This window comes from Shimazuella sp. NTD248 (genome assembly GCF_059510395.1).
In genome coordinates this window covers 36,116-48,616 of the sequence record NZ_JCAJZT010000009.1, presented here as the reverse complement: position 1 = coordinate 48,616, position 12,501 = coordinate 36,116, and the positions used below count along the sequence as shown (strand labels likewise).

The window sequence follows — 12,501 nt, the reverse complement described above, 5'->3', positions numbered from 1 at the left end:
ATCTTTATTAGGATGTTCTCCGCTTGTTTTTCAAAAACGCCACTATTGTCGAGAATAGTCTTTATAAGTGACCACACATTCTTCATTTACATTAACAATTTTTCGATAGATGAGAATGAATGGTTTCTAGGGTAAGACTAGCTATGGATGATTTAATGTTTCATCGTAATGGCCACAGTTGTGTAAAATGAGCTTATTAGGTTTTTCGATTTCAAATGTGATTCGCAAGTCCATGTTGGCACTTGCTTCCCGGACATTAGGGCGATGATAACCTCTCATTTTTTTTACCCGTAGAGACGGATGCGTGAAATCTTCAGCTAACATGATTAGTGCTTGATTCAAGATTTTTTGTGTTTGTTTATCTAACTTTTTATAGCTTCTTTTGAAGCGAGTCGTTCGTTCAAAAATCATCGAATCTAATCCTCATCACTTTCCAAGTCATTAATCAGATCATGGATATTTTTAAACGATTTCATGCGCCCTGCTTGAATGTCTTCGTCAGCTTCTCTCTCCATTGTTTGCCATTTTTTTGTCCAAAACCATTGTTGATCAGCAGGAATTTGAATCATTGGGTAATCGTTATTTCTCCATTTTCATTGACAGATAATTCCAATATATCTCCTTCATTCAGATGGAATAACTCTAAAATCGATTTAGGCAGTGTCACTTGTCCACGTTTGTCGGTGAAAATTTTAAAAGGACTTGTGGAAAAAGGTGCTATTCGTTCGATTGGTAAAGGGAGGAATACATCATATATTGTTGTTGATTGAAGATCTTAAAGTGAGGTTAATGAAGGAATTTTTGTGAAAACAGGTGGCCGTAGTTTCAGACTATGATGAAACGAATCATGGCTTTTTTCTTATCATCACATCCTTCATACTAGAAGAATCAGCATATTAGTAGGCCTTCGTGAAATAAAAATAGAACGGATAACCTTGAAATGCAGGATACAGATCCCAGAGTCCGAATATGGCTCCAATCCTTTTCATGAGGTGATCTCCTATGATAAAAAAAGAGGCATGATTAATCAATGCCCCGTATCACTTATATATTTTAGTCGTTGATAACCTGTACCAAAACAGGTTCATCATCAGTTGGATATAGTTTAAAATCTGATTTTACACAGTGTACATAGAGACGTCCCGTCGTAGCTTTATAGACGTTTTCCGCTTGTTCTTCGAAAACGCCACCATTATCGAGAATAACATATAAGGCATTTGTGTCTTGGTCTTTATACGTAACCACACATTCATTTAGTCTCTTTTCGGCTGGCATAGGAGCTCCTTTGTGATACTTTATTTTGCTAAAGTTAGAATATACTTTCCAAGAAAATTAGTCAAATAAATCAGATATTGCCATAGTGGATGTAGAATCAGAGATTTCTAGAATTTTGGAGTTATATGGAAATATTACCTGTATAAGGTACTTAGAAAGTAAATAATGTTTAGTGTAAAGGACAACAGAAAAATTTGCATGAATGGGATGTTTTACTTATTAGGCTTTTCAAAATACCGATGAATAAGTGAACTTTTGGTGCATCAACAAAAGAGGTTTCTACTAGCAAATATTATCCAATAGTAGGAAAGCTATTTTTTTTCTTGCATCCCATTTGCTTTTTCTATATAATAGCGGGTGTTGTACTGTGAACAGCGATGATGCGGAAGGTTGCCGACACACCCGGCCCCTTTGCCATGGTCGGGCGGAAAATTTTCGCGGAGAAGTTCATTTATCAAAATGAGCGAAGGAGGGTTAAAGATGGCAAAACAAAAGATTCGCATTCGGTTGAAGGCGTATGACCACCGTGTTTTGGATCAATCGGCAGTGAAGATTGTCGACACTGCAAAACGTACGGGAGCAAGTGTATCAGGTCCGATTCCACTACCTACGGAAAAAGCAGTTTATACCATTTTACGGGCGGTTCATAAATATAAAGATTCACGCGAACAGTTTGAAATGCGTACGCATAAGCGTTTGATTGATATTGTGAATCCTACTCAACAAACAGTTGATGCGCTAATGAGACTCGACCTGCCATCCGGCGTCGACATTGAAATCAAACTATAATTTATCCATTTCAAAATGGCAGGAGGTGTAACAATTGAAAGGAATTCTAGGGAAAAAGATTGGGATGACCCAATTGTTTCGTGAAGATGGAACAGCAGTAACAGTAACAGTTGTTGAAGCTGGACCATGTGTTGTTCTTCAAAGGAAAGATGAAACAACCGACGGATACGAAGCGATCCAACTAGGGTTTAAAGAAAAAAAGGAACACCGTTCCAACAAACCCGAACTTGGACATGCGAAGAAAGCAAATGCGAAAGCACAGAGCTTTATCAAAGAAATCCGCGGGATGAACCCAGAAGAATACGAACTAGGTACTGTTGTCAAAGCAGATCTCTTTGCTGAAGGAGAGCTTGTTGACGTGACAGGTACTTCAAAAGGTAAAGGTTTTGCAGGGGCGATCAAGCGTCACAACCAAAGCCGCGGACCTATGAGTCACGGTTCCCACTATCATCGTGGACCCGGTTCTTTAGGTGCTATTGCTCCAAACCGTGTTTTCAAAGGACAAACCTTACCAGGTCGTATGGGTGGAGAGCGTATTACAACACAAAACCTGCAAGTGGTTCGTGTGGATTCTGAAAAGAATTTGCTGCTTATTAAAGGAAACGTACCTGGACCTCGGAACAGTTATGTAGTAATTCGTTCCACAGCAAAAGGCGTTAAATAACATCAGAAAGGAGGATCAATCATGCCAAAGGTATCAGTTGTTGATGTAACGGGTTCCCAAGTTGGCGAATTAGAATTGGCTGACGCAGTATTTGGGATTACCCCAAACAAAGCTGTACTTCATGATGCAGTAGTGATGCAACAAGCATCCTTGCGCAGTGGAACTCACGATGTAAAGAATCGTTCCGAAGTTCGCGGTGGTGGTAAAAAGCCATGGAAACAAAAAGGAACAGGACGTGCTCGTGCAGGTAGCTCACGTTCCCCTATTTGGGTTGGTGGTGGTACTGTTTTTGGACCTACCCCTCGTAGCTATGCTTACAAGCTTCCTAAAAAAGTTCGTCGTCTTGCAATCAAGTCTGCTCTATCTACTAAAGTAGAAGATCAAGACGTAGTTGTTTTGGATGCATTAACACTATCTGCTCCAAAAACAAAAGAAATGGTTCAAGTTTTGAAAAACTTGGGCGCTGAAAAGAAAGCATTAGTTGTAACCAATAATTTGGAAGACGGTGCAGTTCGTGCTGTTCGCAATATCCCAGGTGTGAAATTGATTGCTGCTGAAGGAGTAAATGTATTAGACGTGTTAGCACATGACAAGTTGATCATTACTACTGACGCAGTAAGTCGTGTAGAGGAGGTGTTTGGCCAGTGAAGGACCCACGTGACATTATCCGTCGACCCATCGTAACAGAAGCATCGACTGCCATGATGGAAGAAGGAAAATACGTATTTGAAGTTGACATTCGTGCGAATAAATTTCAAATACGTCAGGCATTAGAAGCCATTTTTGATGTGAAAGTGGACCGTGTAAACACAATGCGTGTACCAGGCAAAACAAAGCGCTATGGTCGTTACTCCGGTCGGACACCAGAATGGAAAAAAGCAATTGTAAAACTTGCTGAAGGCAGCAAGCAAATCGAAATATTTGAGAGCTAGAAATCCAAAGGGTAAAGGAGGGAAATAGCAAATGGGTATTAAAAAGTATAAACCAACTACACCTTCACGTCGTCATATGACCGGTTCTACCTTTGAAGAGATTACCACTTCTACACCAGAGAAATCTCTTACTACTTCTTTAGTGAGAAAAGCTGGTCGTAACAACCAAGGTCGTTTAACGATGCGTCACCAAGGTGGCGGACATAAACGTAAATACCGTATCATTGATTTCAAACGGAACAAAGATGGTATCCCAGGCAAAGTAGCTACGATCGAGTATGATCCAAACCGCTCTGCTAATATTGCACTCATTCATTATGCTGATGGTGAAAAACGCTATGTATTAGCACCAAAAGGTTTAAAAGTTGGTACTGAAATCATGTCTGGCCCTGAATCCGACATCAAAGTGGGTAATGCATTGCCACTACGCAATATTCCAGTTGGTACAGAGATTCACAACATCGAGTTGAAACCAGGTCGTGGCGGACAGTTAGTGCGTGCTGCTGGTACTTCTGCTCAGTTGTTGGGTAAAGGTGCACACAAAGGCGAAGAAGGAAAATATGTTATCATTCGTTTGGCTTCTGGTGAAACACGTATGATCCTTGCAGACTGTCGTGCTACCATCGGTCAAGTTGGTAACCTCGATCATGAATTGATCACAGTAGGTAAAGCAGGACGTAGCCGTTGGAAAGGTATTCGCCCAACTGTTCGTGGTTCTGTTATGAACCCTAATGACCACCCACACGGTGGTGGGGAAGGTCGTGCTCCTATCGGACGTAAGTCTCCTGTGACTCCTTGGGGTAAACCAACTCTTGGCTACAAAACTCGTAAGAAAAACAAGGCTTCGGACAAATTTATCGTTCGTCGTCGCAAGAAAAAATAATAACCTCTTCCTATCCCGCGGAAGGGACCTTTCGTGGGAGCGATATGTTGGATGATTATGGTATGAGAGGAGGCGTATCGCATGGGTCGTAGCCTGAAAAAAGGGCCTTTTGCAGATGCTCATCTACTGAAAAAAGTAGAGGTTTTGAACGAGAAAAACGAAAAGAAGATCGTGAAAACATGGTCTCGTCGCTCTACCATCTTCCCTGATTTTGTCGGTCACACATTTGCTGTTCACGATGGACGTAAACATGTGCCTGTATATGTAAGCGAAGATATGGTAGGTCACAAACTCGGCGAATTTGTTCCTACCCGTACGTATAAGGGACACGCTGGGGACGATAAGAAAACTCGCAAGCGCTAATTATTCTTATGTAAAGAAAGGAGGGTAAACATGAACGTCGTACGCCAACGCAAGATTAGAAAGTTGATTAAAGAACATGACATCGCAAGCGTTGCTGAGTTGACTGAGCGTCTACAAGATGCAGGCATCAAGGCAACTGAGGAAGCCGTAGCAAAAGATGTTGCAGAACTAGGTTTGATCATCACTTCTACCAAAGGTGGTACAACGAAATTCGTTTTCCCGCCATTTGCAGTTGCTAAAAACATAAGAATCGCTCCTCGTAAAGTTCGTCTGGTTATCGATTTGATTCGTGGTAAATCGATTGATGAAGCAGCGGCGATTCTAAAATTCACACCTCGTGCTGCATCTCCAGTTATCGAGAAAGTACTGAGTTCTGCTGTAGCAAATGCTGAGCATAACTTTAACTTAAATCAAGGTAACTTAGTTGTAAAAGAAGCTTATGTGGATGAAGGACCGACATTGAAACGATTCATCCCACGTGCACAAGGACGCGCAAGCCGCATCAACAAACGTACTAGCCACATCACAGTGGTAGTATCTGAAAAATAATTTTTCAATAAGGAGGGAAGAACTTTGGGTCAAAAAGTTAGCCCAGTGGGATTGAGAGTCGGTATTATTCGTGATTGGGAATCCAAGTGGTACGGCGGCAAAGATTACGCTACACTACTTCATGAAGACATCCGTGTTCGCGATCACATCAAAACACAATTGAAAGATTCCTCAGTTTCTAAAGTAGAGATCGAACGTGCAGCAAACCGTCTAAACGTATCCATCTATACAGCGAAACCTGGAATGGTTATTGGGAAAGGCGGTACCGAAGTAGAAAAACTTCGTAACCAACTTACCAAAATGACTGGTAAAAAAGTTCACATCAATATCAATGAAATCAAAAGCCCTGAGTTGGATGCTTATCTTGTAGCTGAAAACATTGCAAGTCAATTAGAGCGTCGTGTTTCTTTCCGTCGAGCTATGAAACAAGCAATCGGACGTACTCTTCGTTCCGGTGCAAAAGGGGTTCGCACACTAGTAAGTGGTCGTCTTGGTGGTGCTGATATCGCTCGTAGTGAGGGATATAGCGAAGGTACCGTTCCACTACATACTTTACGTGCTGATATCGATTATGGCTTTGCAGAAGCACATACCACTTATGGTCGTATCGGAGTAAAAGTATGGATTTACCGTGGTGAAGTACTGCCTACCAAAGGGAAAAAAGGAGCAGTCGAAGGAGGCGAGTAACGCATGCTAATGCCAAAAAAGGTCAAGTTTCGTCGTCCTCACCGTGGAAAAATGCGTGGGAAGGCGAAAGGCGGAACAGAAGTTGCTTTTGGTGAATACGGCCTAAAAGCATTGGAACCATCTTGGATTACCAACCGTCAAATTGAAGCAGCGCGTATTGCGATGACTCGTTATATCAAACGTGGTGGGAAAGTATGGATTAAGATTTTCCCAGATAAGCCAATTACTCAAAAACCTCTTGAGGTTCGTATGGGTAGCGGTAAAGGTTCCCCTGAAAAATGGGTAGCTGTTGTAAAACCTGGTAAAATCATGTTTGAATTGGCGGGAGTACCAGAGGAAGTTGCTCGTGAAGCAATGCGTCTAGCAGCTCACAAACTTCCAATCAAAACAAAATTTGTAAAACGTGAAGCAGGTGGTAACGAATGAAAGCAGCAGAGCTAATCGAGTTGACCACCACTGAGCTCGAACAAAAACTGACGCAGTACAAAGAAGAATTGTTTAACCTACGTTTTCAATCTGCAACAGGGCAATTGGAAAACCCAAACCGCTTGGGTCAAGTACGCAAAGACATTGCTCGTTGTAAAACGGTCCTTCGCCAGCGTGAACTGGATAGCGAAAGGAGGAATCGGGGTTGAGCGAACAACGTACAACACGTCGGAAAGTGCGTGTCGGTAAAGTGGTCAGCGACAAAATGGATAAAACAGTCGTAGTTGCAGTAGAAACCTATAAAAAGGATCGTCTGTACGGCAAACGCGTAAAACATACCAAAAAGTTTAAAGCCCATGATGAGAACAACCAAGCCAAAACAGGTGACATCGTAAGAATCATGGAGACTCGCCCATTATCGAAAGATAAGAATTGGCGTCTCGTAGAGATTGTAGAAGAGGCTGTCATCATCTAAGGAGTTCTCTTAAGGAAGGAGGAAAGACCGATGATTCAACAACAGACACGTCTTCGAGTTGCAGATAACTCCGGTGCGAAAGAAATCATGTGCATTCGTGTGTTAGGTGGATCGAAGAAGTCTACTGCTGGTATCGGTGATATCATCGTTGCTTCGGTGAAACAAGCTACACCCGGAGGCGTTGTTAAGAAAGGCGATGTAGTCAGGTGCGTAGTAGTTCGTACTGTTCGTCCAAACCGTCGTCCTGATGGCTCCTATATTCGTTTCGATGAAAATGCAGCAGTCGTGATTAAGGATGACAAAAGCCCACGTGGTACCCGTATCTTTGGACCAGTTGCCCGTGAGCTACGTGATCGCGACTTTATGAAGATTATCTCCTTAGCACCAGAAGTGCTTTAAGGACAGATCGTGAGAGATAAGGAGGTGCGCGTGAGTGAAAAGCGAAAAACGCCCCAATAAACTTCACATCAAAACTGGTGATACGGTTATCGTGATGCGTGGGAAAGAAGCTCCATACTTCCAAGATGGCAAAAAGGTGTACACGAAAGGCCGTGTCATCAAAATGCTTCCTAAAGAAGGCAGAGCACTCGTTGAGGGAGTCAACATGGTGAAGAAACACTCCCGTCCAACACAAGCAAATCCTCAAGGTGGAATCATCGAAAAAGAAGCGCCAATCGATGTATCCAACTTGATGATTGAAGATCCAAAAACAAAACAACCAACCCGTATTGGCTATAAGTTTATCGAAGGTAAAAACGGTGAACAGAAGAAAGTACGGTTTGCGAAAAAGTCAGGCGAAATCCTGGATAAATAGTATGAGGAAGGGAGGTACATTCCTTGACTGCACGGTTAAAAGAAACATATACAAATGAAATTGTTCCTTCTTTGATGAATAAGTTTGAGTACAAGTCTGTAATGCAAGTTCCAAAAGTGGAGAAGATTGTTTTGAACATGGGTGTTGGTGAAGCTGTTCAAAACTCCAAAGTGTTGGACAATGCAGTAGAAGACATGACCGTTATTGCTGGTCAAAAACCAGTAATTACTCGAGCAAAAAAATCAATCGCAAGTTTTAAACTTCGTGAAGGAATGCCAATTGGAGTAAAGGTTACCCTACGTGGTAAGCGTATGTACGATTTCTTAGACAAATTGATCAACATTTCGCTACCTCGTGTCCGTGACTTCCGTGGTATTTCCCCTAAATCTTTTGATGGACGTGGAAACTATACCTTAGGAGTTAAAGAACAATTGATTTTCCCAGAAATCTCGTACGACAAGGTAGATAAGGTGCGTGGTATGGACGTAGTTATCGTAACTACTGCTAATACTGATGAAGAAGCATTTACACTACTTTCTGAAATGGGGATGCCATTTCGCAAATAATAAGGCAAAGGAGGGAATCCGTTGGCCAGAAAATCGATGATCGTCAAATCACAGCGCAAACCTAAGTTTGAGGTGCAAGGGTACACTCGTTGCGAACGTTGTGGACGTCCTCACTCTGTATTACGCAAATTTCGACTATGTCGTATCTGTTTCCGTGAATTGGCCTACAAAGGGCAGATTCCCGGCGTAAAAAAAGCAAGCTGGTAATGCTTCTGAAAGGAGGGCTCACACATGGTGATGACAGATCCCATTGCGGATATGCTGACTAGAATTCGTAACGCAAACATGGTTCGCCATGAAAGTGTTGAACTACCTGCTTCTCGTGTAAAACGTGAGATCGCAGAAATATTAAAGCAAGAAGGATTTATTCGCGATGCTGAATACATCGAGGATAATAAGCAAGGCATCCTTCGTATTTTCTTAAAGTACGGTACAAACAACGAAAAGGTAATCACTGGTCTAAAAAGAATCAGTAAACCTGGACTTCGTGTATATGCCAAATCTAATGAAGTACCTCGCGTACTACGTGGACTTGGAATTGCGATCCTATCAACAAATAAAGGAATCGTAACTGACAAAGAAGCACGTCAACAACGCGTTGGTGGAGAAGTGCTAGCATACATCTGGTAATGATGGAGGTGAACCAAACATGTCTCGTATCGGGAAAAAACCAATTACTGTTCCTGCTGGTGTCGAAGTAAACTTAGAAGGCAATCAGTTGACAGTAAAAGGACCCAAAGGTACTTTGACTCGCAATCTGCACGCAGAAATGAAGATCAATATCTCAGCAAATGAGTTGTTGGTTGAGCGTCCTAGCGATCATCGTACACATCGGGCACTGCACGGAACAACTCGTAGCATCATCTCCAACATGGTGGAAGGTGTATCTACTGGTTTCTCTAAAACCCTTGACCTAGTAGGTGTTGGGTACCGTGCATCGAAAAAAGGAACCAATATTGTATTAAACGTTGGATATTCTCACCCAGTTGAGATTACTCCAACTGATGGTATCGAACTTGATGTTCCTACTCAAACACAAGTAATCGTCAAAGGTATCGACAAAGAAAAAGTCGGTGCTATGGCTGCTAACATTCGTTCCGTACGTGAGCCTGAACCTTACAAAGGAAAAGGGATTAAATACTCTACAGAACGAATTCGTCGTAAAGAAGGTAAAACTGGTAAATAGAATTTTTAATTCAGAAGGGAGTGAACCAGACCGTGATTCAAAAAGCAGATCGCAATCAAAATCGGAAAAAGCGTCACCTTCGGGTTCGGAAAAAACTTTTTGGCACGGCTCTTCGTCCTCGCCTCAATGTATTCCGTTCATCCAAGAACATCTACGCACAACTTATTGATGATGAAGCAGGAGTAACCCTTGTTTCCGCTTCTACGATGGATAAAGAGTACCAAGGTGCAGGTGGTGGGACCGTTGATGCAGCAAAAAGTGTCGGCGAGTTAATTGCCAAACGTGCTGTCGAAAAAGGATACAACAAAGTTGTATTTGATCGTGGAGGATACCTCTATCATGGTCGTGTACAAGCGTTAGCGGATGGGGCAAGGGAAGGAGGTCTTGACTTCTAATGAGACAAAACAAAGGTAATAAACGTGATGCTGCGCAGTCCGAGTTCACAGAAAAACTTGTTAACATCAACCGTGTAGCAAAAGTAGTAAAAGGTGGACGTCGTTTCAGCTTCAGTGCACTTGTTGTTGTTGGTGATGGAAAAGGTCGTGTTGGTGCCGGTATCGGTAAAGCGGCTGAAGTACCAGAAGCTATCAAAAAAGGTGTAGAAGCAGCGAAGAAAAACCTCATCACTGTTCCTCTAACCGGAAATACGATTCCTCACGATATCGTAGGACGTTTTGGAGCAGGAAAAGTTCTTTTGAAACCAGCTAGCCAAGGTACTGGTGTTATCGCTGGAGGTCCTGTTCGTGATGTGCTAACAGTTGCAGGTGTTGGTGATATCTTGACGAAATCTACCGGATCCAACAATCCAATCAACATGGTACGCGCAACTCTAGAGGGACTTTCAAGTCTTAAACAAGCCGAACAAGTAGCGAAACTACGTGGCAAAACTGTTGAAGAGCTACTCGGATAAGGAGGGATAACCGTGGCAAACAAATTAGCGATTACCCTCAGACGGAGTATGATTGGGCAGTCGGAGCGCGTTCGGGTAACCCTTCGTACATTAGGCCTAACCAAACGTGAACAAACTGTGGTCAAGCCAGATAATGCTTCGATTCGAGGTATGGTAAATAAAGTTGTTCATCTTGTAGATGTAAAAGAAGTAACTGAGTAATAGCATTGACTTAATACAAGAGGAGGTGCAAAGCATGAAATTAAACGAGCTAAAACCAGCACCTGGTTCTCGCAAAGAGTCAAGACGTGTAGGTCGTGGAATGGCTTCTGGTTCTGGTAAAACTTCTGGTCGTGGACATAAAGGTCAAAACGCTCGCTCAGGTGGTGGAGTTCGACCTGGTTTTGAAGGTGGTCAGAATCCAATCTACCGTCGTTTGCCAAAACGTGGATTTACTAGCCCGAATCGCAAAGAGTATGCGATCGTAAATCTTGATACTTTGAATCGTTTTGCTGAGGGTACAGAAGTTACTCCTGAGCTACTCACAGAACTTGGTGTTGTCAAAGATACTAAGTCTGGAATTAAGATTCTTGGAAATGGTGAGCTTCAAGTAAAACTTACTGTTAAAGCTCATAAGTTTTCTGAAACTGCAGCTGAGAAAATCAGAGCCGCTGGCGGAGCAACGGAGGTAATCTAACATGTTTGCGACCCTTGGTAACATTTTTAAGGTAGAAGATCTTCGCCGTCGAATACTGTTTACTCTTATTATGCTGGTAGTTTTTCGGATTGGTAGTTTTATACCAGTTCCAAATACTAATCCTGCTGTGCTTCAGCAACTTGCTGATAAAAGTCAAGGAGTATTCGGTCTGATCAATGCTTTTTCTGGTGGAGCTTTTCGTAATTTCTCTATCTTTGCGATGGGAATTATGCCTTACATTACTGCTTCGATTATTGTTCAGCTACTCACGATGGATGTAATTCCTGCATTTGCTCGGTGGGCAAAAGAAGGAGAGACTGGTAGACGTAAAATTACACAAGCTACACGTTATTTTACGATCGGTTTGGCGTTAATCCAATCCATTACTTTGTCCTTGGGATTTGATCGTCTGCTAGGAAGTGGATTTATACAAAACCCTAATGTTTGGACTTATGCACTTATCTCTCTTACACTTACTGCGGGTACAACTTTCTTGATGTGGTTAGGGGAGCAAATTACAGAAAAAGGGATTGGGAACGGGATCTCTATTCTTATTTTCGCTGGTATCATGGCTAGCATCCCTAATCATATCAGTCAGGTATACAGTAGCTTGTTTACCAAGAATGCACCTATTGCCATTGGTGTATTAAAAACTGTCGGATTACTTGTTGTAATTGTGATTGTCATCGTGGGCGTTATTTACATCCAACAGGGAGTACGTAAAATCCCAGTCCAATATACCAAAAGAGTTGTTGGTCGTAAGATGTATGGGGGTCAGTCGACACACCTGCCATTTAAAATCAATGCAGCTGGTGTTATCCCTGTGATCTTTGCACTATCGCTCTTGCTTTTCCCACCTACTATTGCGAGTTTCTGGGCGGGTAATGCTGTAGCGGACTGGATTCGTGTCAACTTTGACTATACACAAGCTCCACTCGGTATGATTCTTTATCTGCTTCTCATTGTTGGGTTTACGTACTTCTATACTTTTGTACAGATTAACCCAATGCAACTTTCTGATCAGATGAAGAAAAATGGTGGTTTTGTTCCTGGTATCCGTCCTGGTAAAGCGACAGAATCTTATCTCACAAAAGTATTGAATCGCCTTACGCTTCCAGGGGCATTCTTCCTTGCAGCAGTTGCTATTCTTCCAGTCTTTATCATTTCTCTCTCAGGTCTTCCACAGTCTGTACAGATTGGTGGTACATCCCTTTTGATCGTTGTAGGGGTAGCACTTGAGACGATGAAGACGATTGAGAGCCAACTAATCAAGCGCCATTACAAAGGATTCATGAATAGCTAAGAC

Annotated in this window: 25 protein-coding genes and 2 pseudogenes; 23 read left to right on the top strand and 4 right to left on the bottom strand. The window is 42.3% G+C overall.

The features are described 5' to 3' along the window. Positions 1 to 141: 141 nt before the first annotated feature. The 4 genes from AC5WOE_RS17370 to AC5WOE_RS17355 all read right to left on the bottom strand — a co-directional run bounded on the left by AC5WOE_RS17370 (position 142) and on the right by AC5WOE_RS17355 (position 1,275). Positions 142 to 411 (bottom strand): cytotoxin, encoded by a 270-nt coding sequence (locus AC5WOE_RS17370; RefSeq protein WP_496051215.1) that lies wholly within the window; start codon positions 409 to 411, stop codon positions 142 to 144. A 5-nt stretch (positions 412 to 416) separates the two neighbouring features. Next, positions 417 to 569 carry a hypothetical protein gene (locus AC5WOE_RS17365; protein WP_496051216.1) on the bottom strand — a complete coding sequence of 51 codons (153 nt, stop codon included), beginning with the start codon at positions 567 to 569 and terminating at the stop codon, positions 417 to 419. Continuing rightward, on the bottom strand, positions 566 to 691 hold the full coding sequence (locus AC5WOE_RS17360) for an AbrB/MazE/SpoVT family DNA-binding domain-containing protein (RefSeq protein WP_496053159.1): 126 nt from the start codon (positions 689 to 691) through the stop codon (positions 566 to 568). The genes AC5WOE_RS17365 and AC5WOE_RS17360 overlap by 4 nt, the downstream gene beginning before the upstream one ends. A gap of 362 nt (positions 692 to 1,053) precedes the next feature. Beyond that, positions 1,054 to 1,275, bottom strand: coding sequence for a hypothetical protein (locus AC5WOE_RS17355; protein WP_496051217.1), 222 nt, complete (start codon positions 1,273 to 1,275; stop codon positions 1,054 to 1,056). A gap of 480 nt (positions 1,276 to 1,755) precedes the next feature. Here AC5WOE_RS17355 and rpsJ point away from each other — a divergent pair, with 480 nt between their 5' ends. The 23 genes and pseudogenes from rpsJ (at position 1,756) to secY (ending at position 12,498) form a co-directional block, all read left to right on the top strand. Continuing rightward, positions 1,756 to 2,064: a 30S ribosomal protein S10 gene (gene rpsJ / locus AC5WOE_RS17350; RefSeq protein ID WP_028777698.1), complete on the top strand. Its 309-nt coding sequence runs from the start codon at positions 1,756 to 1,758 to the stop codon at positions 2,062 to 2,064. 34 nt (positions 2,065 to 2,098) lie between these two features. Then, entirely contained in the window at positions 2,099 to 2,728 is a 630-nt protein-coding gene (gene rplC, locus AC5WOE_RS17345) for a 50S ribosomal protein L3 (protein ID WP_496051218.1), read from the top strand. Positions 2,729 to 2,749: 21 nt separating this feature from the next. Continuing rightward, entirely contained in the window at positions 2,750 to 3,376 is a 627-nt protein-coding gene (rplD, locus tag AC5WOE_RS17340) for a 50S ribosomal protein L4 (protein ID WP_496051219.1), read from the top strand. Further along, positions 3,373 to 3,660, top strand: coding sequence for a 50S ribosomal protein L23 (gene rplW / locus AC5WOE_RS17335; RefSeq protein WP_240876412.1), 288 nt, complete (start codon positions 3,373 to 3,375; stop codon positions 3,658 to 3,660). The genes rplD and rplW overlap by 4 nt, the downstream gene beginning before the upstream one ends. 31 nt (positions 3,661 to 3,691) lie before the next feature. Next, positions 3,692 to 4,543 carry a 50S ribosomal protein L2 gene (gene rplB, locus AC5WOE_RS17330; protein ID WP_496051220.1) on the top strand — a complete coding sequence of 284 codons (852 nt, stop codon included), beginning with the start codon at positions 3,692 to 3,694 and terminating at the stop codon, positions 4,541 to 4,543. A gap of 81 nt (positions 4,544 to 4,624) precedes the next feature. Continuing rightward, positions 4,625 to 4,906, top strand: a complete 282-nt coding sequence (rpsS, locus tag AC5WOE_RS17325; protein WP_028777703.1) for a 30S ribosomal protein S19 — start codon at positions 4,625 to 4,627, stop codon at positions 4,904 to 4,906. A gap of 30 nt (positions 4,907 to 4,936) precedes the next feature. Beyond that, positions 4,937 to 5,116, top strand: a pseudogene (locus tag AC5WOE_RS17320) (hypothetical protein); the annotation flags it as partial. 18 nt (positions 5,117 to 5,134) lie between these two features. Continuing rightward, positions 5,135 to 5,455, top strand: a pseudogene (gene rplV / locus AC5WOE_RS17315) (50S ribosomal protein L22); the annotation flags it as partial. A 24-nt stretch (positions 5,456 to 5,479) separates the two neighbouring features. Then, positions 5,480 to 6,142, top strand: coding sequence for a 30S ribosomal protein S3 (gene rpsC, locus AC5WOE_RS17310; RefSeq protein ID WP_496051221.1), 663 nt, complete (start codon positions 5,480 to 5,482; stop codon positions 6,140 to 6,142). 3 nt (positions 6,143 to 6,145) lie between these two features. Further along, the gene (gene rplP, locus AC5WOE_RS17305; RefSeq protein ID WP_240876415.1) at positions 6,146 to 6,568 is read left to right on the top strand and encodes a 50S ribosomal protein L16; all 423 of its coding nucleotides are present in this window, start codon (positions 6,146 to 6,148) and stop codon (positions 6,566 to 6,568) included. After that, positions 6,565 to 6,777 carry a 50S ribosomal protein L29 gene (rpmC, locus tag AC5WOE_RS17300; RefSeq protein ID WP_496051222.1) on the top strand — a complete coding sequence of 71 codons (213 nt, stop codon included), beginning with the start codon at positions 6,565 to 6,567 and terminating at the stop codon, positions 6,775 to 6,777. Before rplP ends, rpmC begins: the two co-directional genes overlap by 4 nt. Then, the gene (gene rpsQ, locus AC5WOE_RS17295; protein ID WP_240876417.1) at positions 6,774 to 7,043 is read left to right on the top strand and encodes a 30S ribosomal protein S17; all 270 of its coding nucleotides are present in this window, start codon (positions 6,774 to 6,776) and stop codon (positions 7,041 to 7,043) included. Before rpmC ends, rpsQ begins: the two co-directional genes overlap by 4 nt. 30 nt (positions 7,044 to 7,073) lie before the next feature. Further along, positions 7,074 to 7,442 (top strand): 50S ribosomal protein L14, encoded by a 369-nt coding sequence (gene rplN / locus AC5WOE_RS17290; protein WP_496051223.1) that lies wholly within the window; start codon positions 7,074 to 7,076, stop codon positions 7,440 to 7,442. Between the two features lie 34 nt (positions 7,443 to 7,476). After that, positions 7,477 to 7,857 carry a 50S ribosomal protein L24 gene (gene rplX / locus AC5WOE_RS17285; RefSeq protein WP_338057510.1) on the top strand — a complete coding sequence of 127 codons (381 nt, stop codon included), beginning with the start codon at positions 7,477 to 7,479 and terminating at the stop codon, positions 7,855 to 7,857. Between the two features lie 23 nt (positions 7,858 to 7,880). Then, positions 7,881 to 8,423, top strand: a complete 543-nt coding sequence (gene rplE, locus AC5WOE_RS17280) for a 50S ribosomal protein L5 (protein ID WP_496051224.1) — start codon at positions 7,881 to 7,883, stop codon at positions 8,421 to 8,423. 21 nt (positions 8,424 to 8,444) lie between these two features. Then, entirely contained in the window at positions 8,445 to 8,630 is a 186-nt protein-coding gene (locus AC5WOE_RS17275; RefSeq protein WP_028777712.1) for a type Z 30S ribosomal protein S14, read from the top strand. A 24-nt stretch (positions 8,631 to 8,654) separates the two neighbouring features. After that, on the top strand, positions 8,655 to 9,053 hold the full coding sequence (gene rpsH / locus AC5WOE_RS17270) for a 30S ribosomal protein S8 (RefSeq protein WP_496051225.1): 399 nt from the start codon (positions 8,655 to 8,657) through the stop codon (positions 9,051 to 9,053). Positions 9,054 to 9,072: 19 nt separating this feature from the next. Then, positions 9,073 to 9,609, top strand: coding sequence for a 50S ribosomal protein L6 (rplF, locus tag AC5WOE_RS17265; protein WP_496051226.1), 537 nt, complete (start codon positions 9,073 to 9,075; stop codon positions 9,607 to 9,609). A 32-nt stretch (positions 9,610 to 9,641) separates the two neighbouring features. Further along, positions 9,642 to 10,004 carry a 50S ribosomal protein L18 gene (gene rplR / locus AC5WOE_RS17260; RefSeq protein WP_496051227.1) on the top strand — a complete coding sequence of 121 codons (363 nt, stop codon included), beginning with the start codon at positions 9,642 to 9,644 and terminating at the stop codon, positions 10,002 to 10,004. After that, positions 10,004 to 10,519 carry a 30S ribosomal protein S5 gene (rpsE, locus tag AC5WOE_RS17255; protein WP_496051228.1) on the top strand — a complete coding sequence of 172 codons (516 nt, stop codon included), beginning with the start codon at positions 10,004 to 10,006 and terminating at the stop codon, positions 10,517 to 10,519. The genes rplR and rpsE overlap by 1 nt, the downstream gene beginning before the upstream one ends. 12 nt (positions 10,520 to 10,531) lie before the next feature. Beyond that, positions 10,532 to 10,720, top strand: coding sequence for a 50S ribosomal protein L30 (gene rpmD / locus AC5WOE_RS17250; RefSeq protein WP_496051229.1), 189 nt, complete (start codon positions 10,532 to 10,534; stop codon positions 10,718 to 10,720). Between the two features lie 34 nt (positions 10,721 to 10,754). Further along, positions 10,755 to 11,195, top strand: coding sequence for a 50S ribosomal protein L15 (gene rplO / locus AC5WOE_RS17245; protein ID WP_496051230.1), 441 nt, complete (start codon positions 10,755 to 10,757; stop codon positions 11,193 to 11,195). Position 11,196: 1 nt separating this feature from the next. Continuing rightward, a complete protein-coding gene (gene secY, locus AC5WOE_RS17240) occupies positions 11,197 to 12,498 on the top strand; it encodes a preprotein translocase subunit SecY (RefSeq protein ID WP_496051231.1) in 1,302 nt (433 codons plus the stop codon). Positions 12,499 to 12,501 lie beyond the last annotated feature (3 nt).